A 23,300-nucleotide genomic window follows, 5' to 3' on the forward strand; every position below is an offset into this window, starting at 1 on the left:
GACAGATCAGGACGCTCCTCGGCATGCGTTTCAACGGCAGCGCCAGTCCGAAGCTGCCGTTGAGGTTGGCGAGCGGTCGATCACCGCTACGCGGCGGCAAGCGATGCGGTGTAGATCAACGATCGCGCCATCCGCCGCCGATTGCGCCGATCAGGCGGATACAGGCATCCAGTCGGCGGGTTTGCAGATCGAGTGCCCTGCGCCGCGCCTGCAGCGCCGAGGCCTGGGCGGTCGCGACGTCGAGATAGGTGACCACGCCCTTCTCGTAGCGGTTCAGCGCCAGCTGCTCGGCCTCGTCCGACAGCCTGACGGCGTCCGCCTGGGCAGTCGCCTCGCCGCCGAAGTGATGCAGCTGGGCCAGCCCGTCTTCCACCTGCTGGAATGCCGTCAGCACCCGGCCGCGATAGTCCGCGGTGGCTTCGGTCCAGCGGGCGCGTGCCGCGGCGAGTTCCGCCCTTCGCCGCCCGCCATCGAAGATCGAGAGCAGGGCGCTGGGGCCGATCGACCAGAGCGTGTTGGGAGCAGCGACCAGCCCGGCAAGCGCGGTGTTCTGGACACCGCCGCTGCCGCCGATGCCGATCGAGGGGAAAAAGGCCGCGCGGGCTACGCCGATGCCCTGGTTCGCCGCGAACATGCGGCGCTCGGCGGCTGCGACGTCCGGCCGACGCTGCAGCAGCGTTGACGGCAGCACCGAAGGCAGCATCGGGATTGCCGGCTGACCGCCTTCGGCCGGGAGCGTGAAGCTGCTCGCAGCCTCCCCGACCAGACTGGCGATGGCATGCTCCACCAGCGCGCGAGATGCGGCGATGTCGGCAAGCTGCGCCCGCGCATCCGCAAGCAGCGCACCGGACCGGGCGACGTCGATACCCGAGGCGATGCCGCCGGCAAAACGCCGCCGGATCAGCGCATCGGCCTGGGCATAGGCGCTCACCGTGTCGCCGAGCATCTGCGCCTGCGCGTCGAGCCCCCGCAGCGCGACATAACGCTGCGCCAGCTCGATTTCGAGCGCCAGCCGGATGGCGGCGAGGTCGTCGCCGCTCGCCTGCGCTTCGGCACGGCCGGCTGCGACGCGCGCGTGGAGGCCGCCCCACAGGTCGGGCTCCCAGCTGAAGCCTGCCGAGAGGGTGTCGGCGGCATAGACATCGGGCTGGTTGCTGCCGCGCAACGGGCGGTTGTCGGACTGGCGGTTCTGGGTCACGTCCGCGCGGGCGTCGATGCTGGGCAGCAGCCCCGCGCCGGCCTGGCGGACATAGGCCTGTGCCGCCTCATAGCGGCCGAGCGCACCCTGCAAGGTGGGATTGTCGCTGGCCACCTTGCGCTCGAGGCCGTCGAGCACGGGGTCGGCGAAGATCGTCCACCAGCTGCCTTCGGCCGGCAGGGCCGGCGCCGCGGCGACCCAGGGGCCGGCTTCCTTGAAGGCCGGCGGGGCGGGGACGACCGGCGGGCGATAGGCCGGCGCCGCGCCGCAGCCCGACAGGGCAGTGGCGACAGCGAGGCAGGCGAAGGTCAGGCGGTTACGCATGGCTCTGCTGCACCCGCACCAGTTCGTCCTCGCTCACCGAGTCCGGCGGATTGTCGACGACGCGGTCGCCGGGCTTGAGTCCGCCCAGCACTTCCACCGTCGGGCCGAGATCGCGGCCGATGGTGATCGCCTGCAGGTGGACGTGCCCGTCGGCGCCGACCAGCGCGACACGCGCGCCCTCCGCCCGGAAGACCAGCGCGCTCGCCGGGACCTGTACCGTGCCCGCTTGGCCCGCGACGTTGAAGCCGACCTTGGCATAGCCGCCGGGCTTGAGCAGCGCGCCGGGATTGTCGGTGACGAGCTGCACCTGGAAGGCGCCGCTCTGCGGGCTGATCGCGCCCGATTGGCCGACCACCTGCGCGGTGAAGCTGCGGCCCGGATAGTCGGGCACGCTCAGCGTCGCAGGCAGGCCCGGATGGATCGCCGAGGAATAGACCTGCGGCACGCTCACATAGATGCGGATCTTGCGCACATCGGCGACCGAGAAGAGCGGCTGCTGGTTGCCGCTGCTCGGGCCCACGAGATCGCCGATGTCCGCGGCGCGCTGCGTCACCACGCCGGCAAAGGGCGAACGGATGGTGGCGAAGCCCTTCATCGCCAGCAACCGGTTCAGATTGGCGCGGGCGCCGTTGACCGCCGCATTGCGCACGGCGAGCTCGCCATTCTTCTCGTCCGCTTCCTGCTGTGAAACCGAATGGGTGGTGAGCAGGTCGTTCCAGCGCGCGGCCGTGCTCTTGGCGAGACCCGCATTGGCGATGGCGCTGGCGAGGTCGGCGCGCGCCTGCCCGATCTGCTGGTCGAGCTCGGGCGTGTCGATCTGGGCGAGCGGCGTGCCGGCCGCGACGGTGGCGCCGATATCCTTGTCCCAGCCGCGGACATAGCCGCCGACGCGGGCGTACAGCTTGGCGGCGTTCCACGCTTCTAGCGTGCCCGGCAGGCTGAGCGAACCGGTCGCGGCGGCGGCCTGGACGGGCACCAGATGCACCACCGGGATCGAGCGGGCATCGGACCAGTGCTGGGCCTCGCCATTGTCGTGCGCGCGGCTCATCGTGCCGAGCGCGATCACCGCACCGGCGATCACCACGGCGGCGATCCCGGCCGTCTTCAATCCACGCGGGGCGTGGGTCTGGGGGGAGAGGGGGGCTTCACTCTGCATATACGAGGTCCTCGGCTGCGAGGTCGGAGGGTTGACGGAGCTTGTCGCGGCGGTGCGCGATGCTGAACACGACGGGTACGAAGATCAGGGTGGCGAGCGTCGCGCAGATCAGTCCGCCGATCACGGCGCGGCCCAGCGGCGCGTTCTGTTCGCCGCCTTCGCCCAGGCCGAGCGCCATCGGTGCCATGCCGATGATCATGGCGAGCGCCGTCATCAGCACCGGGCGGAAGCGGGTGGCGCCCGCCTCCATCGCGGCCTTCAGCGCGTCGCCGGTCTCGGCAAGCCGCTCGCGGGCGAAGCTGACGACCAGCACCGAGTTGGCGGTGGCGACGCCCATGCACATGATCGCGCCGGTGAGTGCCGGCACCGAGAGTGGCGTGTGGGTGGCGAACAGCATCCAGACGATGCCCGCCAGCGCCGCCGGCAGCGCCGACACGATCACCGCCGGATCGATCCACGACTGAAAGTTGACGACGATCAGCAGGTAGATCAGCACCACGGCACCGGCGAGGCCGAACAGCAGGCCCGAGAAGGCGGTGTTCATCGTCTCGACCTGGCCGCGGAGCGTGACGGTGGCGCCCTTGGGCCGCTGGCCGGCGGTGTCCTTGATAACCTTCTGGATGCCGGCCGCCACCGCGCCGAGGTCACGGCCCTGGGTGGTCGCATAGACGTCGAACACCGGCTGCACCGCATAATGCGAGACCACCGCCGCGCTCGGCTCGCGGTGGAGCGTGCCGATGCCGCCGAGCAGCTGGGTGCTGCCCCGGGTGCCGGTGACCGGCAGGTTCTGCAGATCGGACAGGGTGTCCACGCGATATTGCGGCGCCTGGACGACGATGGGGTAGGAAACGCCGTTCTTCGGGTTGAGCCAGAAGGCGGGCGCCACCTGGAAGCTGCCGGCAAGATTGACCGACAGGCTCTTGGTCACGTCGTTCTCGGTGATGCCGACGCGGTTGGCCTGGGCGCGGTCCACGTCGAAGGCGAGTTCGGGATAGTCGTTCGCCTGCTGGACGCGGACGTCGGCGATGCCCGCGACATGGTTCATCTTTTCGGCGAGCAGATGGGCATAGGCCTCGTTGGCCTTCTTGTCCGGGCCGGCGACCTGCACGTCGATCGGTGCCGGGGCGCCGAAGTTCAGGATCTGGCTGATGATGTCGGCGGGCAGGAAAGAGAAGGTGGAGCCCGGGAAGGCATCCGGCAGCGCCTTGCGCAGCGCCTTCACATAGCCGTCGGTCGGCTTGTGTTCCTTGGACAGGGTGATCAGGATGTCGCCGTCCTGCGGGCCGATGCCGCCGGTGTTGGAATAGGCGCGGTTGATGCCGCTGACCGGCAGGCCGATATTGTCGACGATCGACACCAGCTGGTCGGGCGGGACCACGCCGCGGATGCGATCTTCGATCCGGTCGAACAGCGCGGCCGTCTCCTCGATGCGCGTGCCCACGGGCGCGCGGACGTGCAGGTTGATCTGCCCGGCGTCGATCGAGGGGAAGAAGGTCTGCCCCAGCATCGGGATCAGCGCGAAGGAGGCGAGCACCACCATCAGGAAGCCGGGCACGAACGCCTTGCGCCGGGCGAGCGCAAAGCCGAGCAGCGACAGATAGTAGCGGCGGATCGTCTCGAAGCGCTGCTCGAACCCGTGCTGGAAGCGGCGGAACGGGTTGCGGCTCTTTGGTGTGCCGGCCATCGAATCATGGCTGGCCATGTGCTCGGCGGTGTGCGTGCCGGCATGCTGGCGGAGCAGGAAATTGCCCATGGTCGGCACCAACGTGCGGCTCAGCACGAAGCTGGCGATCATCGCGAACACCACTGCCTCGGCCATCGGCGCGAACAGGAAGCCGGCGACGCCCGGCAGGAAGAACATCGGCAGGAACGCGATGCAGATGCAGAGCAGCGAGACGAAGGCGGGCTGCACGATCTGCCGCGCGCCGTCCAGGATGGCGTCCCGCACCGTCTTGCCCTGTTCGAGGTGCCAGTTGATGTTCTCGATGGTCACCGTCGCGTCGTCGACGAGGATGCCGACCGCGAGGGCGAGGCCGCCCAGCGTCATGATGTTGAGCGTCTGCCCGGCGGCGGCGAGGCCGGCGACCGCCGCCAGCACCGCCAGCGGGATCGACGCGGCAATGATCACGGTCGAGCGCCACGAGCCGAGGAACAGCAGGATCATCAGGCTGGTCAGCGCCGCGGCGATCGCGCCTTCGCGGACCACGCCGTTTACCGCCGCCTTGACGAACAGCGACTGGTCGGAAAGCGGCAGCACCTTCAGGTCGGGCGGCAGCGTTTCCGAAAGCTTGGGCAGCAGCGCCTTGACCCCGTCGACGATCGCGATGGTGGAGGCCGCGCCGCTCTTCAGGATCGTCATCAGCACGGCGCGGTGGCCGTCGACGCGGACGATGTTGCGCTGGGGCGGCGAGCCGTCATGGACATGGGCGACGTCGCGCATCAGCACCGTGGCGCCGTCGACGGTCTTGATCGGAAGGTCATTAAGCTGATCGATCACCTGCGGCGCGTTGTTGAGCCGGATATTGTATTCGTAGCTGCCGATCTTGGTGGTGCCGGCGGGCACGATCTGGTTCTGCTGGGCGAGCGCATTGCCCACATCGGTGGCGGAGAGATGATGCGCCTGGAGCGCGGCCGGATCGATGTCGATCTGGATCTGGCGCTCCTTGCCGCCATAGGGCGAGGGCACGGCGGCGCCCCCCACCGAGGCGAGCGCCGGGCGGATCGCGTTCTGGCCGAGGTCGAAGATCCTGGCTTCGGACAGCGTCTTGGACGAGAGTGCCAGCTGCACGATCGGCACCGTCGACGCGTTGTAGTTGAGGATCAGCGGTGGCGTGATGCCCGGCGGCATCTGCTTGAGCACGGTCTGGCTCATGCTCGTCACCTGCGCGGTGGCGGTGCGGATGTCGACGTTCGGGCGGAAGAAGATCTTGACGATGCCGATGCCGGCGAGGCTCTGGCTCTCGATGTGATCGATGTCGTTCACCGTCGAGGTAAGCTGCCGCTCGTAGTAATAGACGACGCGGCCGGACATCTCCTCGGGCGGCAGGCCGCGATAGGTCCAGACCGCGGCGATTACCGGGATCTTGATGTCGGGGAAAATGTCGGTCGGTGTCGTCAGCGCCGCCACGCCGCCGCCCAGCACGATCAGGATCGCGAGGACGACGAAGGTGAGCGGCTTGCTGAGCGCGATGCGGATGAGATGGAGCATGGGCAGCCTGCGCAACGGGAACCAGGGTGCCGGCGCTGGGCGCTAGGGGGTGGGTGGGGACGCCACAGCACCGGCGCCGCGCCATTTGCTCCCGCGCCGCAGCAATGGCGAATTAAATGAATTTCACGTCGGGTATGCGCGCAGCGCGATGCGGGCGATCAGGCCGGGCGTGGCGTCCTCGAAGGTCAGAGTGAAGCCGTGTAGATGGAGAATGGCGCTGACCACCGCGAGTCCCAGGCCGGTTCCTTCAATGCCGGCCGCCCCGCTGGCCCGATGGAAGCGGCGCAAGACCGCCTCCCGCTCTTCCGCGGGAATGCCGGGGCCGTCGTCGATCACCTCGATGACGGGCAGATCCTCGCGCTCGCGAAGCCGCAGCGTGACCTGGGATCGGGTGAACTTTATGGCATTGTCGAGTAGATTGCCCACCGCCTCGAACAGCAGTTCCGGGTCCGCCGTGATCCGGGGCAGATCCCGCAGGTCGACAGTCAGCGCAACGCCGCGCTCTTCGGCCAGCGGATCGTACAGCTCGGCGACTTCGCCCAGCAGCGTCTGGAGGTCGATGGATGCCATGCCCGCGCGGCGGCCGCTCGCCTCGAGTTCGGCGATGCGGAGCAATGCGGCAAAGCGATCTACCACGGCGTCGAGGTCCTCGATCGCTCGTTCTGTCACGCTGCGCGCCGCCGCCGGCAGCGGCGTTTCCTGGCGCATCCGGTGCAGCGTCGCGCGTACGCGGGTGAGCGGCGTGCGCAGGTCGTGCGCGATGGCGTCGGTCGCGCTCTTTACCTGCGCGACGACATGCGCGACCTCGTCGAGCATCAGGTTCACCGTCGCGGCGAACTGGTCGAGCTCGTCGCGGCGGCCGGCGATCGGCATGCGATGGTGGAGACCGCCGGCGGCAATGATGCGGCTGGTCCGTTCGAGATCGCGAACGCGCCGCAACGGGCCCAGGCTGAGCAGCATTGCCGCTGCGACGACCAGCGCCGTGCCGCCGAGCCCGCTGACCAACAGGATCTGGAGCAGCCGGACGCGCAAATCCTGGATCGGCGAGATGTCGCGGCCCATGACGATCGTCTCGCCTGCCGCGGTGCGGACCGCTAGGACGCGCAGCGGCCCGTGGACGCCCGCCGCGGCCGGAACTGCATAGGGCGCGCCGATCCGGGGCGGGGCGGGAAGATCGATGTCGCCGACCACCTGCTCGCCGTCCTGTCCGAACAGCGCGAAGTAATTGAGGCCGGGCGTGGCGTTGGCGATCTCCGCGCGCACGCGATCCGGCAGCGTCGACGGCGACGATGCGAGCAGGCTCTTCGCGCGCGTGAACAGGATCTGATCGCTACGCGCGGTGAGTTCGTGCGCGGTGAAGACATAGCTGGTCGCCAGCGTGGCCCAGAGCGCGGCGAGAAACGCCGATCCCAGCAGCAGGGTCAGCCGGAAGGGCGTCGTGGCATGCACGTCGCGCCAGCGCAGCCGGTCAGACGGCATCGAACCGATAGCCCTCGCCCTTCACGGTGGCGATCACCGAAGCGGCGCCGGGCACGTCCAGTTTGCGCCGCAAGCGGGCGACATGCACGTTGATCAGGTTGGCGCCTGGATCGAAGTGATAATTCCACACCTGCTCGAACAGCATCCTCCGGCTGACCGTGGTGCCCGCGTGTCGCATGAGAAACTCGAGCAGCTTGAACTCCATCTGGAGGAGCCGCACCGGTTGACCCGCGACCTCCACTTCGCGGCGGAGCAGGTCCAGGCGGACGCCGCCGAACTGCAGTGTCGTGTCGACGTCGGGACGGGCGCGGCGGAGCAGCACCTCTACCCGAACCGCGAGTTCTGCAGGAGAGAAGGGCTTGATCAGATAATCGTCGCCACCCGCGCGGAGGCCGGCGATGCGCTCGTCGACGTCGCCCAATGCGCTCACCATGAGAACCGGCGCCTGGATTCCCGCCTTGCGAAGATCGGCCAGCAAGGTCAAACCGTTGGTGTCCGGCAGCAGCCGGTCCAGCGTGAGGGCATCGGGGATGGCAGCGCGCGCCGACGCCATCGCCGCCTCGCCGGTTGCGGCAATGGCGACGGAATGACCATGCGCTCCAAGCTCGACCGCGATTGCTTCCGCGGTCGCCTGATCATCTTCCACTACCAGCACATGTGCCATGGCCGCACCATAGATTCACCGGCGCAATCGGCAAGATTGCCGCGTGCTGGATCTCATCCTGCGCGGCAAGGCGCGAACATGGCATTATTGGACGCGTGGCACTCGCCCAGGGGCTTCGCCAAGGGGGCAGCATCGACGAAGGGGGGCGGCAGGGTATCCGTCTGCGGCGTCGCCACATCCTGATGTATCGATGGCTCACCGCGTTGTTCACGCCTGTCTGTCAATCCGACAGCCGATTGCTCCCATTGATCCGGGACCGTGTGGTAGGTCCGCTGGCGAAACTATGGCCAGTCACCGCGATCCAAGCCGCCATGGTGAGTGGATTGGTGGGCAATCCGTTGCTGTCGCTGGGGCTGTGTGATGTCCTGGATGCCGCAGTGTCCGTTGCAGGGGCGCCTTGATCGCCCGAGCTCAGAGACCGTTTGGAAATTCGGCAGGGCGCATTTCCAACAGGCTCTCAGTGGTGATTGCCGGTGGAGACCGACGCTTTCGATCAGTTCAGGCCGTTCACGCCTAGCGCTTCGAACGGCAGGCTTTGCCAAAGCCGCTCGTTAGCACCAACTCCGGCGAAGCTCGTGAACCCAGCTGCCAGCGCGCCTTCGTGGGAGGGCTGCTTGGCGCTGAACTGACGTTGGGCGCTTATTAAGCCCACCCGCTAATCGTTACGGTGCCGTTTGACACCCTTTATTTTGTGGCTATAGCAAGTGCGAATCAGTTGCAGTAGCAAGTAAGGGGAGCCTTCGTGATCCATCCAATCGCCCGCCTGGCCGGGGCGGCGAGCCTGTTCGCCTACCTGTCGTCCGCGCCGGCATTCGCGCAGGCGCAGCAGACCGCCGCCGTCGCAGAGCAGGACGGCAAGCCCGATCCCGCCACGATCACCGTCACCGCGACTCGCCTCGCCACCGATACGCAGAAGGTGCCCGCGACGGTGACAGTCGTCACCGACGAGAAGATGGCCGACCAGTTGGTCAACGACGTGAAGGATCTGGTGCGCTTCGAGCCGGGCGTGAGCGTGCCGCGCCAGCCTGCCCGCTTCGGCGCGGCAGCGGGCACCACCGGGCGCGCAGGCAATGAGGGCTTCGTCGTGCGCGGCATCGGCGGCAACCGCGTGCTGATCCAGGTGGATGGCGTGCGTGTGCCCGATGGCTTCAGTTTCGGCGCACAGAGCGTCGGGCGCGGCGACTATGTCGATCTCGGGCTGGTCAAATCGGTGGAGATCCTGCGCGGGCCGGCCTCGGCGCTCTATGGCAGCGACGGTCTCGCTGGCGCGATCAGCTTCACCACCGCCGATCCCGGCGATTTCCTGACCGGCGGTAAGTCGGTGGGCGGGCTGGTGCGCGCCGGCTACCAGTCGTCCGACCAGGAGTGGAGCGAGACCGGCATCCTGGCGGGCAAGTCCGGCGACTGGTCGGCGATGGTCGCCTATACCCGCCGCGACTTCGCCGAGCTGGAGAACAAGGGCAGCGTCGGCGGCAGCGGGGCGGCCCGCACCAAGGCCAATCCGCAGGACGGCGATTCGAACGCCGTGCTCAGCCGGATCGTCTACGAGCCCGGCAACGGGCACAAGCTGCGGCTGACTGGCGAATATCTGGACAACCATCTCGACAGCAACGTGCTGACCAGCGTCAGCGCCAGCGTCGCCGGTACCACCGCCAACGACAAGACCAGGCGCAAGCGCGCGGCATTTGACTGGACCTGGGCCGGGCAGGGCGCGATCCAGCACACGCGACTCAGTCTCTACTGGCAGCAGGCCAAGGACAGCCAGTTCTCCGCCGAGGACCGCACCGTGCTCGCCGATCGCACCCGGCTGAACACCTTCGACAATCGCGTGTTCGGCGGATCGGGCGAGATCATGTTCGGCTATGAAACCGGCGCGCTCCGCCACCGCCTCATCCTCGGGGCCGATGCCAGCCGCACCCGGCAGGAGGGCATCCGCGACGGCACCGTGCCGCCAGCGGGCGAGACCTATCCCACCCGCGCCTTCCCGATCACCGATTTCACGCTGGCCGGCCTGTTCGTCTCGGACGAGATCAGCCTTGGCCCGGTGACGCTGTTCCCGGCGCTGCGTTTCGACCATTACGCGCTCGATCCGCGCAAGGATGCCGCGCTGCCGACGTTCAATTCGGCCAGCCAGAGCGGCTCGCGCGTCTCGCCCAAGATCGGGGCGACGGTGGCGTTGGGGAGCGGGTTGAGCCTGTTCGCCAATTATGCCCAGGGATTCAAGGCGCCCGAACCCAGCCAGGTGAACCAGTTCTTCCAGAACCTCGCCTTCGGCTATCGCTCCGAGCCCAATCCGAACCTCAAGCCCGAGACCAGCCGCAGCGTCGAAGGCGGCATCCGCTTCGCCGGCGGCGGCGTGCGCGTGCAGCTGACCGGCTTCCATGCCGATTACGACAACTTCATCTCGCAGGAAGTGGTGGGCGGCGCGTTCACGCCCGCCAACCCGGCGGTCTACCAGTTCATCAATCTCGACGAGGCGCGGGTAAACGGTATCGAGGGGCGGGTGGATGCGCAGCTCGGCCGCGGCTTCAGCGCCAACCTCGCCTTCGCCTATGCCGATGGTGACGTGATCCGCAACGGGGCGCGGGCGTCGCTCTCGACGGTCGATCCCGCGAAGATCGTGGGCGGGTTCGGCTACCGCGCGCCCGACGGGGCGTTCGGGGGGCAGCTGATCGTGACGCACAGCACCCGCAAGGAAGCGACCGCCACCACCGGCGTGTGTACCGCCGCCTGCTACCGGCCGGATGCCTTCACCATCGTCGACGCCACCGCCTTCGTGCGGGTGACGGACGGGCTCACGCTGCGCGCCGGCATCTTCAACCTGCTCGACAAGAAATATGCCTGGTGGAACGACGTGCGCGGCCTCGCCGCCAGCTCGACGATCACCGACGCCTATACCCAGCCGGGACGCAACGGCAGCGTCTCGATCAGCTACCGCTTCTGACCATCGGAGGGCACATCATGAAGTTTCGTCGTTCCGGCCTGCTGGCCCTCAGCCTCGCGGCCATGGTGCCGGCGCTTCCTGCGGCAGCAGACGGCCCGGTCAAACCGCGCAGCGCCGCCGAGGAACAGGCCTCGTTCGCGGCCGACCGGCGCGACATCCTCGCCATGGCGGGCACCTTCAAGGTGCGCTTCGACATGCAGGAGTCGACCGCCTGGCGCGCCGACTACACCCCGATCGACCGATCGATCTCCGGCGGCAACGAAGTGGTGCGGGTGATCGAAGACACCGGCCGGAGGATCGTCCTCCAGCACCTGCTGGTGGTCGAGCAGGGTGGCAAGACCATGGTGATCAAGCACTGGCGCCAGGACTGGGACTATGAACCCGCGCGCGTGCTCGTCTATGCCGGCCCGAACGAATGGAAGTGGGAAGCGGTGCCCGAGGCTATGCGGCGCGGCCGCTGGTCGCAGACCGTCTATCAGGTCGATGACAGCCCGCGCTATGGCGGCTGGGGCCAGTGGACCACCGAGGGTGGCGTGCGGCGCTGGCGCTCCGGCTGGACCTGGCGTCCACTCGCCCGGCGCGACGCGGTGCGCGGACCGGTCTATGACCGCTATCTCGGCATCAACCGGCACCAGCCGACCCCGACCGGCTGGATTCACTGGCAGGACAACACCAAGATGGGCCTGATCGACGGCACGCTGCAGCCGGTCGTCCAGGAATATGTGCTGAACAGCTACACCCGCTTCGACGGCTACGACGTGAAGGCGGCCGATGCCTATTGGGCGGCGACCAAGGGCTATTGGGCGGCGATCCGCGCGGAATGGGACCGCATCGCCAATGCCAAGAACGGTATCAGGATCACCGAGGCGGCGCAGGCGGGCACGGTGATCGCCAGTCGGCTGCTCGAGATCGCCGACGAGGTGCAGGCCGGCAAGAGGAAGGAAGCCGACGCGATCGTGCTGGCGAAGACGCTTATGGATCAGGCGACCAGGGCCGCCTGATCCTGCGCGCGGGCCGGGGAGTTCGAAGGCCACCGGCCCGCGCGCGAATTGCATGGTAGCTATGTGCCGCACATGGCGACGCAGCGGAAAATCAAGGCGCGCCTCACCGCGTGCGCGCGCGAGAGAGGACAGGGTGCGTTCACCTTTGCCTCGACCCCATATCAATGTGGAAAGCGGTGGAATGCGCCCGGTGCACTTGCTGTCATCTGCTACGCGATCACGTAGCCGAAGCTGCCGTTCGACATGGCGTTTGATGACGGCCGTCAAGGCCCACGAACCGTCGGCAGCGGCCGACCGGATAGCGTGGCGCGCCGGTTGGGCTTCGAACGGCAGCAGGGCTTGAAAGCGGACGGCGTTTATAATGCTAGGGGCTACGCATCCTTCCCCTCGGCAAAGACCTCGCGCGCGTCATCGCGCAGTTTACGCGCGTCGCGCAGGCTGACCTCCGGGTAGGAGCCGAAGCTGAGCCTCTTCTCCAGGCCACGGTGTTTGAACTTCATCCGCCAGAGGCGGGAGCTGGATGGCGACACGATGAGGTAGGGGCCCAACTCGTCATAAAGCTTGTAGGCCTTTTCGCGGGTCTTGGCCTTGCGGATCGACAGATCACTCAACGGTATGGTTCGGACCTCTCATCCCGAGGTCCCCCCGCTGTGGGGCCTCGTGCAAAAAAAAGTGGGGCCCGCGATTTTAGAGAAGGCCCCATCTGCAGTTGCGATTTGATGAGATGAGACAAGCGATCACGAACCGGACGGCCCGAAAAATACCGCAGATTTCCGTGGTTTACAAAGCTCTGTGGGATGTCGTGAGATCGAGAATTGGAGCGGGTGAAGGGAATCGAACCCTCGTCGTAAGCTTGGGAAGCTTCTGCTCTACCATTGAGCTACACCCGCAATCCGTTGAGCTGGCTCAACTTTTTGCCACTGCCGCTGGATGGTGTGCAAAGCGTTTTGCAAACCGGCGGCCTGTGGAAGTCGAAATAGCGGCGCCGCGCGTCGCTGGCAATGCCCTACATGCCCCTCGCCGCGCGACGATCCCGCCCCCTCGCCGCAGCAAGGGGGCGGGGCCGGGATCAGAACTGGACGCGGCCGCCCAGGCTGATGCGGCTGCCGGACAGTTCGTAGGTCGCCGGGAACGACGGATCCATCGTATAGCCCTTGGTCTTGGCGTTGCCGACGTTGATGCCCTGCAGCTCGACGCGGAAGTTCCTGGTCACCTGGTAGCTCGCGGCGACGTCGAACTGGCCATAGGCCGAGCGATAGACCGGATAGAAGTTGCGTTCGATCCGCTCCACATAGGCGCCCTTCCAGTTGTACGAGCCGCGGATCGAGAAAGGCCCCTTGTCGTAGAACAGCGTGGCATTGTAGGTGTTGTCCGATAGGCCGATCGGCGCGGTCGGGATCTTGAGGTCCGACTGGCCGGTCAGTGAGCTGTCGAGGAAGGTATAGTTGGCGTTGACGCCGAAGCCGTCGAGCCAGCCGACCAGCATGCCGAACGGCACCACCGCATTCAATTCGACGCCGCTCACCTTGTACGAGCCTTCGGCGTTGACCGGCTGGTAGACGTCGAATTCATAGACGCCGTCGATCGTGCCATTGGCATTGTACTTGGTGACGTTCGGCACCGTGCCGGTCAGCTTGTTGACCACCACGCCCTTGATCTTCTTCCAGAAATAGGACGCGGCGAGGATGCCGCCGTCGCCGACATATTTCTCGACGCCGATTTCCCACTGATCGGCGTAGGTCGGCTTCAGGTTCGGATTGCCGTCCGAATAGCGGAAATCGTTGAAGCTCGCGGTGCGCTTGTAGGCGAGGTTGGTCAGCGCCGGGCGGATCAGCGTCTGCGAGGCGGCGGCGCGCAGATAGAGGCTGTTGGTCAGCTCGGCACGGGCGTTCAGCGCCGGCAGCAGCTTGCTGTAGCGGCCTTCGCTGGAGACCGGCGCATCGGTGAGGCCGGTCTGGCCGTTGGGCTTCTGCACCTGGTGGAAGCCTTCGGACGTCACCGTCGTGCGGACGTAGCGCGCGCCGAGATTGACGAACACCGGCACGGCGACGTCGAATTCGAAATCGACCATGCCATAGCCGGCCCAGGTCGTCTCGCGCACCTTGTAATATTGGCCCGGATCGAACGGCGTGACGAAGCCCTGCGGGCGGAAGAAGCTGCGCGCATAGTCGTTCGAGATCTGCGACCAGCTCAGGTCCCGCGCCTGATAGGGCTTGCCGCCGGCGATGGCGATCACGTTCTCCAGCGGGCTGTCGGCCAACGTGCGCTTGTTGACATAGGCGGTGCTGCCGCGCGTCGGGCCCTGGATCTTCTCCTCGCCATATTCGCGCTCGTTGGTCTTGTTGGTGTAGCGCGCGCCGAAATTGACGCGCTTCAGCGCCTCGAACCCGCCGAAATCGGCGAGATAGGTGACGTCGGCCTGCGCTGCGTACTTGTCGTCCTTGATCCGCTCCAGCGTGGTTTCATACGCCTCGAACAGATAGGCAGACGGCGCGTTGTACATGTCGATCGACTTTGGGTTGTCGCTCTTGATCGTCTCGCCGCCGGTCGCCGTGTAGCGGGTACGCGAGGGCGCATAGGCGACATGCTTCAGATTGGCATAGTCGCGGGTCTTCTTGGCGCCCGAATAGCCGCCGAGCACGTTGATCTGCCACTGGCCGGTTTCCCAGTTCAGCTCGCCGCCGAACTGGCGATAGTCGGTGTCGTTGCGATACTGCTTGCTGAGGAATTCGTGCTGGGTGTTGGTGTAGGCGACGTCGCGCAGCACGACGATGCCCGACTGCGACAGCGTGGTCTTGTCGGCATCGTAGATCCGCTCGAGCGTCGAGTTGCTCGAAGCCGAATAGCCAGCGGCGTCATATTCGTCCTCGACCGTGTCGTAGGAGCCGACGAAGGCGTCGAAGCTGAGCGAGAATTTGTCGCTCGGCTTGTACTGCACCGCGCCCGAGACGCCGAGGCGGTCCTGGTCGTTGAAATAGACGCGGTCGCCGACCTTGTCGAGGAACACGATCTTGTTCTTGTCGGCATCCGAATAGGTGACGCCGGCGTCGCGCGCGAGGACCGCGATCGCCTGGTTGCGGTTGGTGCCGGCGCGGTCGGTCCAGCGGGAGATCGGGCGGAAGTTGATGCCGGAGTTGCTGTCAGTGCGGTTGCTGCGCTTCTGCCGCGCGACCGAGACGAGCACGCCGAAATCGCCGAAGGTGTTGCTGGCGAGCACCGAGAAATTGGGGTCGATCTTCTCCGAAATCGAGTTGTACGCACCCTCGGCGCTGCCGACGAGCCGGAAACCCGGCGTGTCGAAGGGCCGCGCGGTGCGGATCGCGACCGAGCCGGCGATGCCACCTTCCTCGTCCGAGGCGCGCGGCGACTTCTGGACCGTCACCGATTGGATCAGCTCCGAGGCGAAGATGTCGAACTCGACGTCGCGGCCGCCCGAGCCCGAGGCGGTGGCCAGCTTGTTGATCGAGACGAAGGTGAATTCGCTGGGCAGGCCGCGGACGTTGACGCGCGTGCCCAGGCCCTTGTTGCGTTCGATCGTCACGCCCGGCACGCGCTGCAGCGCTTCGGACAGGTTCTGGTCGGGGAAGTCGGCGATGTCGGTGGCGACGATCGAATCGGAGAAGCCGACATTCTCGCGCTTGAGCTCGATTGCTTCCTGCAGGCTGCGGCGATAGCCGGAGACGACGATTTCCTCGCCCGCCTCGGCCTGGCCGGCGTCGGCGGCGTCGCTGGTCTGCGCGGCGGCAGGCATGGCGAGCAGTGCGGCGATGGCGGCGCCGGCGAGCAGGCCGGCGTTGCGGCGCCAGTTGGTGACGTTCTGGTACATGGTTCCCCCTTTGGATGTCGTGGACGCGCGGGTGCCGGCACGCGATCCGTCGATTGCGCGCGGTGCCGCGCCCGTTGAATCAGTGTTGCCGATGAAGCAGCGGCGCGCGCTGTTGCTGCTGCGCCGATGCGGAATCAGCCCTGTGGCTGGGCCGCCCGAAGATCTGATGTCGCTGTGGCCAAACCCCGTTCCTCCCTGCCGGGCGCAGGTGCGCAAGACTTGTGACGCGAACATTACGTAACGAAAAAATTTACATGTCGCGGCGACGCACGGTGCGGAATGATTGGCGCGACGGTTCGCGGGCGATAGATCTTCGCGCGACCGTTGGCGCCTTGATAGGGTTGGCGGGAGAACAGGGCTGGGTCGTGTGGGGAGGACAGGTTGGACAGGTTCGATATTCTGATCGTCGGCAGCGGCCATGGCGGGGCGCAGTGCGCGGTGGCGCTCCGGCAGGCGGGGTTTGCCGGCACGCTCGCGGTGATCGGCGAGGATCCCGAGCTTCCCTATGAGCGCCCGCCGCTTTCCAAGGATTATCTGAAGGGCGAGAAGAGCTTCGAGCGCATCCTGATCCGCGCGCCGGCTTTCTGGGAAGAGCGGGCGGTGACCATGCTCGCCGGCCGGCGCGTCGTCGCGGTCGATCCCGCGGCGAAGACCGTCACCGATGCGGCGGGCGCGACGATCGGCTATGGCGCGCTGGTCTGGTCGGCGGGCGGCAGCGCGCGGCGGCTGGCGTGCAGCGGGCATGATCTCGCCGGCGTCCACGCGATCCGCACGCGGCGTGATGTCGACCAGCTGCTCGCCGAGCTGCCGACGACCCAGCGCATCGTCGTGATCGGCGGCGGCTATATCGGTCTGGAGGCGGCCGCCGCGCTGATCAAGGCCGACAAGCAGGTCGTGGTGCTGGAGGCGATGGACCGGGTGCTCGCCCGCGTCGCCGGCGAACCGCTGTCGCGCTTCTACGAAGCCGAGCACCGCGCACACGGCGTCGAGATCCGTACCGGCGCGTTGGTGGAATGCCTGGAGGAACAAGACGGGCGCGTCTGCGGCGTGCGGCTGTCGGGGGGCGAGGTGCTGCCGGCCGACATGGTGATCGTCGGCATCGGCATCGTCCCCGAAGTCGCGCCGCTGCTCGACGCGGGCGCGGCGGGCGGCAATGGCGTGCGGGTCGACGCGCAGTGCCGCACCAGCCTGCCGGACGTCTATGCGATCGGCGACTGCGCGCTGCATGTGAATGCCTATGCCGACGGCGCCGAGATTCGGCTGGAATCGGTGCAGAATGCCAACGACCAGGCGAACATGGTCGCCAAGCTGCTCACGGGGCAGGCGGCGCATTATGATGCGGTGCCGTGGTTCTGGTCGAACCAGTACGACCTCAAGCTGCAGACCGTCGGCCTGTCGATCGGGCACGACGCGACGGTGCTGCGCGGCGACCTGTCGGCGCGCAGCTTCTCGGTGATCTACCTCAAGCAGGGGCGGGTGATCGCGCTCGACTGCGTCAACGCCATGCGGGACTATGTGCAGGGCAAGCGGCTGGTCGCCGAGCGGATGATGGTCGATCCTGCGGTGCTCGCCGATCCGGCGACGGTGCTCAAGGAGCTTTGAGTTGCGCGAGCCAGCGCGCGCGGGCATCCCTTCTTCCAACCAGAAGGAGAAGTGAGGATGTCCGACGCGCCGGTGCTGCTTGCGATGGAAGGCCATGTCGCGGTGGTGCAGCTGAACCGCCCCGACCGGCTCAACGCGCTCACCCCCGACATGCTCGACCTGCTCGCGGCGACGCTACGGCGCGCGGCGGAGGACGGGGCGCGGGCGGTGCTGCTCACCGGCGAGGGTCGGGCGTTCTGCGCGGGCGCGGACCTCACCGCCAGCGTCGGCATGCGCGATTCGGGCGAGGCGCTGCGGCGGCACTATAATCCGGTGATCGCGACGATGGCCGAGCTGCCGATCCCGATCGTCGCCGCGGTCAACGGCGCGGCGGCCGGGGCAGGGGCCTCGATCGCGCTCGCCGCCGACATCGTGGTGATGGCGCAATCGGCCTATCTGCTGCTCGCCTTCGCCAATATCGGGCTGGTGCCCGATGCCGGCGCGACCTGGCTGATCGGCAAGGCGGCGGGCCGGGCGCGGCTGCTCGAGATGGCGCTGCTCGGCGAGCGGATGCTGGCCGAGGAGGCGCTGGCCAACGGCCTCGTCACGCGGGTGGTGGAAGATGGCGGGCTGATGCAGGTGTCGCACGGGCTGGCGGCGAAGCTGGCGGGGATGCCCACCGTCGCGCTGGGGCTGATCCGCAAGCAGGTGAGCGTGGCGCTCTCGGGCACGCTGGCCGAGACGATGGAGATCGAGGCCGATCACCAGAGCATCGCCGCCAGGACCGACGATTGCCGCGAGGCGATTGCCGCATTCCTCGAAAAGCGCGAGGCGCATTTCACCGGCCACTGAGCGACGCCACGAAATCGGTTCTCGGGCGTTACGAGGGCCATGCAGACGCTCTGGTTCATTACCAATCCCAATTCCGGCACCACCTCGCAGGCCAAGTGCGACGCGATGGAGGCGGTGTTCGAGGAACGCGGGCTGAGGCTCGCCGGCCGTACCGATTTCCCGCAGGACGCCCTGCCGGAGGGCGCTGCGCTCGATGCGGCGGGGGTGGATACGGTAGTGCTGTTCGCCGGCGACGGCACGATCAACGCGGCGCTGCGCGCGCTGGCCACGTGGGAAGGCGCCTTCCTGATCCTGCCCGGCGGGACGATGAACCTGCTGGCCAAGGCGCTGCACGACGAGACCGATCCGCACAAGATCATCCACGCCGCGCATGGCTGCGACCGTCGCGTGGCGCTGCCCTATATCGTCGCGGGTGAGCATCGCGCGTTCGTCGGCCTGATCCTCGGCCCGGCGGCGAGCTGGTTCCGCGCACGCGAGGTGGTCCGCAAAGGCCGGTTCGGGCGGCTGGCGGCGGCGGTGCGCGGCGCCTGGCGGAACACCTTCCACCGCCGGGGCGTGCGGGTGCAGGGCGCGCGCGCGCTCGGCGACAGCTACCAGGCAGTGTTCGTCACGCCGACGCTCGACGGACTGGAGGTCGCCGCGGTCGATGCGCGCGATTGGGGCTCCATCGCGCAGCTCGGCTGGGAATGGGTGACCGGCGACTGGGTCGCGGCGCGCGCGGTGACCGAAAGCCGAACCGAGCAGCTCACGCTCGCCGAGCGCAAGCCAGTACTCGCCTTGTTCGACGGCGAGCCCGAGACGCTCGATCCCGGCACGACGATCCGCGCCGGGCGCAGCCTGGAGACGTTCATCGCCACCCGCGCGGAGGCGACCGCCGCATGACCCGCTTCTTCCATGTCAGCGACGTGCATTTCGGCCGCGAGAATCGCGAGGCGGTCGACTGGTTCAACGCCAGGGTACGCGACGAGATGCCCGCCGCGGTGATCATGACCGGCGATCTCACCATGCGCGCGCGCGCCAGGGAGTTCGCCGCCGCCGCCGAATGGCTGGAGAGCCTGGCGGTGCCGATCACGGTGGAGGTAGGCAATCACGACCTGCCCTATTTCAATCCGTTCGCGCGGCTGGCGATGCCGTATCGCCGCTATCGCGCGCTGGAGCGGATGATCGAGCGCCCCCTCGACATTCGGGGCGTGTCGATCGTACCACTCAAGACCACCGCGCGCTTCCAGTTCCGCACCAATTGGTCGAAGGGCCATGTCAGCCGCCATGCGCTGCAGAAGTCGCTGGCGCTGGCCGAGGCCGTGCCGGCGGGCGGGGTGGTGTTCGTTGCCGCGCACCATCCGCTGGTGGAGGCGGGCACCCGCGCCACTTCCCGCACCCGCGGCGGGCGGCGGGCGCTGGAGGCGCTGGCCCAGGCCGGCGCCAATGCGGTGCTGACCGGGCATGTCCACGACCCGTTCGATATCGAGCATCCCGTCGGCGAGCGCACGGTGCGGCTGATCGGGGCGGGTACGCTTTCCGAACGTACCCGCGACCAGCCGCCCTCGTTCAACGAGATCACCGTCGACGGCACCAGCTTCTCCACCCGCGCCCGCTTCCTCGGCGAGCCGAGCGTCGCGCTCTAGCGGAACAGCGGCAAGGGGCCCCGCCCGGCGGTCGACCAGGTCTGCCAGTTGGGGAAGACATAGGGCAGGTCGGCATTGCTCACCCCGTGCCAGCGGGCGATGGCGCCGAGATATTCCTCCTGCGCGATCCCGGGGATGAAGCGGCCTTCGTTGGTGATGTCGTCGGCGCCGCCCAGCACCGGATCGGGATAGGTGCCGAAGATGCCGCCCTTGGCGACATCGCCGCCCATCACGAGGTGGTTGTTGCCCCAGGCATGATCGGTGCCGTTCTGCGCGTTGCTGGCATAGGTGCGGCCGAAGTCGCTCATCGTGAAGGTGGTGACGTTGGCGCCGACGCCCAGTGCCTTCATCGCGCGGTGGAAAGCGGCCATCGCGTCCGCCAGGGCGCCCAGCTGGTTCGCATGGTCGCCCGCAATGGGGCTGCCGGCGACTTGGTTGGCGTGATGGTCGAAGGTCGCCATGCTGAGCAGGAAGGTCTGGCGGCTATGGCCGAGCGTGCCGCGCGCCTCGATCATCTTGGCGGTGCCGAGCAGCTGCGCCGCGATGTCGCTGGTCAGCGCGCGGCCGTTCGCATCGACAAAATGGCGGGCGACGCTGTTCCCGCCCGACAATACGCTGTTGGCAAGATCGGCCTGTTCGAACGTGTCGCGCAGCGTCGTCTTGACGCCGTCCATGACCGGACCGCCCTCGCTGTCGGCCAGCAGCGCGGTTGCGAGGTTCTTCGCGGTATCCCGGGCGCTGTAGCCCGCGCGTCCGGGCAGGCCGGAGGCGGGGAGCACCAGCGGCACCGCGGTCTTGCCGATCAGCGCCAGCGTCGATCCGCTGAGCGAGATTAGCGGCGGCAGCCGACCGCCGGGCATGCGATCGGCCATGCGCCCCATGAAGCCGTCGCTGGCGGAGTCGCGGGCGCGGAGGCCCTGCCAGTGCGCCTGCTCGTCCGAATGGCTCATCAGGTTGCTAGGGCGCAGATCGGGCCGTGACAGGTACGTTGCCTTGGTCAACGGCGCGAACAGGGTCCCGGTATTGAGCACGAGCGATAGCGCGCCTTCGTCCCACACCGGGCGCAGTGCTGCCATTGCCGGGTGCAGCGCATAGCTGGCGTTGGTCAGCGGCGTCAGCGTGTTGCGGGGCAGGGCGACGGCGCCGCGCGCGGCCTGGTAGGTGGCGTGGCGGTCGTCGGTGGGCACCACCATGTTCCAGCCATCATTGCCGCCGTAGAGGAAGATGCCCACCATCGCCCGGTAGCTGCCGCTGGGAGCCGCGACGGCGGCGGTCCGGCCGAGCTGCGCCAGGGCGGCGGCCGCACCTGTGCCGGCGGTGAGGCGAACGAAATCGCGTCGGGAAAGCGTCATCGGATCGGTTCCTTACCGGTCGACCAGGAATTGCGGGCTGGAGGCGGCGATGAAGAGCAGCATCTGCGCGCGCTTGCGCGCACGGACTTGCAAATTCTTGTCGTTAATGGCGAGTGCGGCCGTGCGCAGTGCGGCACGCTGGCCTGGCGTAATGCTATTGCCTAGCAATAACACATCTACCGCGGCGACCATGGCATCGACATTGTCGCCGAAGGACGCCCAGGTGGCCCAGGCGAAGCGGGTTCCCGAAGCGGCGCCAAAACCGGTAGGGGCCTTGAACTCAGCGGTCGCTACGTCGCTGCGCACCGTCCATTCGTACATCATGTTGTGGAGGCGCAGCACCGTGCTGCTGTTGAGCAGCTTCGATGCCGGGTTGTAGAGGGTAGCGCTGCCCTGCAGCGGATAGTCGATCGGATAGAAGTTGAACACCGAGGGCGCGTTCATCACCGGCTGACCGAGGCTGGTATCGCGCATGGCAAAGGCGAAGCCGTCGGTGGTCATGCCGATCGCGCGGGCCAGCGAGACCATCGCCAGCACCGGCTCCTTCAGCTTGCCGCGATCCTGGCGAGGCGCGGTGCGCGCCTCGGGGTCGGTGAGGATCGCGCGGACGACGGCCTTCAGGTCGCCGCGGACGCCCTGACCGTTGTTGGCGAACACTGCCGCCACCCGTCCGATATAGTTGGGACTGGGGTTGGCGGTCACCAGATGGACGATCAGGTGGCGCGACACGAAGGGCGCGGTGGAAGGATGGTCGAACGCGGCGTCCACCACCGCATCGACGCTCGCTTCCTGGCTCGCGCCGGCCGGCACGCGGATGCCGAGGAACCGCTTCTCGCCGGCATCGTAGCGATCCGGCACCGGGATCATCGGCTTCACGTCGTCCCCGGCCAGCTGGTTGGTGATCGGCGCGTTGCCGATCCGGGCGCGGTCCCACCCGGTCAATGCGCGGGCGACGCCACGAATGTCGTCGGGGCCATAATTGGGGACGGTCCCCCCAGTGGCGTCGCGGCGCGGCGTGCCATTCTGGTTGAGCATGTTGGGGCCCATCGAGAACAGCTGCAACAGCTCTCGTGCGTAGTTCTCGGACGGGGCGGTCTTGTTGCTCCCCGCCATGTTGAGATAGCGGCCCATATAGGGATTGAGCGTCACCGCCTTGAGCAGCGTGCGGTAATTGCCGAAGGCGTTGTCGAGGAACAGCTGGTTGAACGCGGCGATTCCCGCGGCGGAGCGCACTTCCTGTTCGGAGGCGACGATCATCTGCGAAAGCGCGAATGCCACGCGCTGGCGCAACTGGTCCGGTGCGGAAACGGCGTTCGCGTAGAAGCGCATCGCCACCGGCGTGCGGCTGAAATAGCGGCGATTGCAGGGGACGTCCTTGCAATAGTCGATCCGCCGCGCCACGGCGAGATCGGCATAGGTGCTGCCGCTGGCGGCGAATTGCTGGTTGAGCCAGCCCTCGGTACCCAGCTTCGAGATCTGCTCGAGCACCTGCGGCGTCGGCCCGAAGGTGGTCTGTCGCGCCAGGCGGATGCCGTCGGTCACCTGCGATTGCGCCGGCGACATGCCGGCATTGGCGGCGGAAAGATCGACCAGTCCGCTGGTCATCCGGCTGTCCGCCAGGTTGATGTTGTCGCTGCTGCCGTCGCAAGCCGACAGCAGGCCCGCCGCGCCAAGCGCAGCTGCCGTCCATATCCGTCGCATGTTCTTGAATTCCCCGCCCGCAGGTTTTGCCGCGTTGCACCCAAGCTTTACGGGCTAGCGGTTTTTTAAGGAAGACCTGTCCCAGAGTGGGATATCTGCAACTCTTAGCACAATGTCGGTTTTCAGGGGAACGATGCGACATCGTATCGAAATTCGCTGCGGCGGGCCGTTGCGAGTCCACGGCGATCGTTCGGGAACTTGTGCATCCGACGCGCGTCTCACGACGTAGTCGTGTGCCGATGCGGGATCTGGCTGGCGCAGTCGAACGAGCGGGCCTTGCCCATTTTGAGCTGCGGTGCACCATTTCGGGTAAGGGCGGGCGGCCGCCCGCGACGATATCTTGGTGCCTTTCGCGGTCGCCCACGAAAAAGGGCGGCCCGTTGCCGGAC

General features: G+C 67.4%; 16 protein-coding genes and 1 tRNA gene. 7 read left to right on the forward strand and 10 right to left on the reverse strand.

What is annotated here, in order from left to right:
* Positions 1-115: 115 nt before the first annotated feature.
* The 5 genes from GGR89_RS05450 to GGR89_RS05470 form a co-directional block, all read right to left on the reverse strand.
* On the reverse strand, positions 116-1,522 hold the full coding sequence (locus tag GGR89_RS05450; protein ID WP_125972705.1) for an efflux transporter outer membrane subunit: 1,407 nt from the start codon (positions 1,520-1,522) through the stop codon (positions 116-118).
* Positions 1,515-2,678, reverse strand: a complete 1,164-nt coding sequence (locus GGR89_RS05455; RefSeq protein WP_125972703.1) for an efflux RND transporter periplasmic adaptor subunit — start codon at positions 2,676-2,678, stop codon at positions 1,515-1,517. Before GGR89_RS05455 ends, GGR89_RS05450 begins: the two co-directional genes overlap by 8 nt.
* Entirely contained in the window at positions 2,668-5,886 is a 3,219-nt protein-coding gene (locus GGR89_RS05460) for an efflux RND transporter permease subunit (protein ID WP_125972701.1), read from the reverse strand. Before GGR89_RS05460 ends, GGR89_RS05455 begins: the two co-directional genes overlap by 11 nt.
* A 123-nt stretch (positions 5,887-6,009) precedes the next feature.
* Positions 6,010-7,365 carry a sensor histidine kinase gene (locus GGR89_RS05465; RefSeq protein ID WP_125972699.1) on the reverse strand — a complete coding sequence of 452 codons (1,356 nt, stop codon included), beginning with the start codon at positions 7,363-7,365 and terminating at the stop codon, positions 6,010-6,012.
* Positions 7,355-8,029: a response regulator transcription factor gene (locus GGR89_RS05470; protein WP_125972697.1), complete on the reverse strand. Its 675-nt coding sequence runs from the start codon at positions 8,027-8,029 to the stop codon at positions 7,355-7,357. Before GGR89_RS05470 ends, GGR89_RS05465 begins: the two co-directional genes overlap by 11 nt.
* A gap of 742 nt (positions 8,030-8,771) precedes the next feature.
* Between GGR89_RS05470 and GGR89_RS05480 the strand changes: the two genes are divergently transcribed.
* The gene (locus tag GGR89_RS05480; protein WP_125972695.1) at positions 8,772-10,973 is read left to right on the forward strand and encodes a TonB-dependent hemoglobin/transferrin/lactoferrin family receptor; all 2,202 of its coding nucleotides are present in this window, start codon (positions 8,772-8,774) and stop codon (positions 10,971-10,973) included.
* Positions 10,974-10,990: 17 nt separating this feature from the next.
* Positions 10,991-11,974: a DUF6607 family protein gene (locus tag GGR89_RS05485; RefSeq protein ID WP_125972693.1), complete on the forward strand. Its 984-nt coding sequence runs from the start codon at positions 10,991-10,993 to the stop codon at positions 11,972-11,974.
* 371 nt (positions 11,975-12,345) lie between these two features.
* Here GGR89_RS05485 and GGR89_RS05490 read toward each other — a convergent pair whose 3' ends face one another.
* The 3 genes from GGR89_RS05490 to GGR89_RS05500 all read right to left on the reverse strand — a co-directional run bounded on the left by GGR89_RS05490 (position 12,346) and on the right by GGR89_RS05500 (position 15,800).
* A complete protein-coding gene (locus GGR89_RS05490) occupies positions 12,346-12,585 on the reverse strand; it encodes an Arm DNA-binding domain-containing protein (RefSeq protein WP_209092119.1) in 240 nt (79 codons plus the stop codon).
* A gap of 205 nt (positions 12,586-12,790) precedes the next feature.
* Positions 12,791-12,864 (reverse strand) — tRNA-Gly (locus tag GGR89_RS05495).
* Positions 12,865-13,043: 179 nt separating this feature from the next.
* Positions 13,044-15,800: a TonB-dependent receptor gene (locus GGR89_RS05500; RefSeq protein ID WP_125972689.1), complete on the reverse strand. Its 2,757-nt coding sequence runs from the start codon at positions 15,798-15,800 to the stop codon at positions 13,044-13,046.
* On the opposite strand from GGR89_RS05500, the gene GGR89_RS05505 reads away from it, so the two are divergent.
* The 5 genes from GGR89_RS05505 (at position 15,784) to GGR89_RS05525 (ending at position 19,858) form a co-directional block, all read left to right on the forward strand.
* A complete protein-coding gene (locus GGR89_RS05505; protein ID WP_125972687.1) occupies positions 15,784-16,041 on the forward strand; it encodes a hypothetical protein in 258 nt (85 codons plus the stop codon). The two genes, GGR89_RS05500 and GGR89_RS05505, sit on opposite strands and share 17 nt — an antisense overlap.
* Positions 16,042-16,181: 140 nt before the next feature.
* A complete protein-coding gene (locus GGR89_RS05510) occupies positions 16,182-17,402 on the forward strand; it encodes an NAD(P)/FAD-dependent oxidoreductase (RefSeq protein WP_125972685.1) in 1,221 nt (406 codons plus the stop codon).
* A gap of 57 nt (positions 17,403-17,459) precedes the next feature.
* Complete coding sequence (locus GGR89_RS05515; RefSeq protein WP_125972683.1) at positions 17,460-18,233, forward strand: enoyl-CoA hydratase-related protein; 774 nt, start codon at positions 17,460-17,462, stop codon at positions 18,231-18,233.
* Between the two features lie 39 nt (positions 18,234-18,272).
* Positions 18,273-19,115 carry a diacylglycerol/lipid kinase family protein gene (locus GGR89_RS05520; protein ID WP_125972681.1) on the forward strand — a complete coding sequence of 281 codons (843 nt, stop codon included), beginning with the start codon at positions 18,273-18,275 and terminating at the stop codon, positions 19,113-19,115.
* Positions 19,112-19,858, forward strand: coding sequence for a metallophosphoesterase family protein (locus tag GGR89_RS05525; protein WP_125972679.1), 747 nt, complete (start codon positions 19,112-19,114; stop codon positions 19,856-19,858). Before GGR89_RS05520 ends, GGR89_RS05525 begins: the two co-directional genes overlap by 4 nt.
* Here GGR89_RS05525 and GGR89_RS05530 read toward each other — a convergent pair.
* Both GGR89_RS05530 and GGR89_RS05535 read right to left on the reverse strand, forming a co-directional pair.
* Positions 19,855-21,210 (reverse strand): DUF1501 domain-containing protein, encoded by a 1,356-nt coding sequence (locus tag GGR89_RS05530; RefSeq protein ID WP_125972677.1) that lies wholly within the window; start codon positions 21,208-21,210, stop codon positions 19,855-19,857. The genes GGR89_RS05525 and GGR89_RS05530 overlap by 4 nt on opposite strands.
* A 12-nt stretch (positions 21,211-21,222) precedes the next feature.
* Positions 21,223-22,911 (reverse strand): DUF1800 domain-containing protein, encoded by a 1,689-nt coding sequence (locus GGR89_RS05535; RefSeq protein WP_125972675.1) that lies wholly within the window; start codon positions 22,909-22,911, stop codon positions 21,223-21,225.
* Positions 22,912-23,300: the final 389 nt, after the last annotated feature.

Origin of the sequence: Sphingomonas trueperi, from assembly GCF_011927635.1 — a bacterium.
Classification (GTDB): Bacteria; Pseudomonadota; Alphaproteobacteria; order Sphingomonadales; family Sphingomonadaceae; genus Sphingomonas; species Sphingomonas trueperi.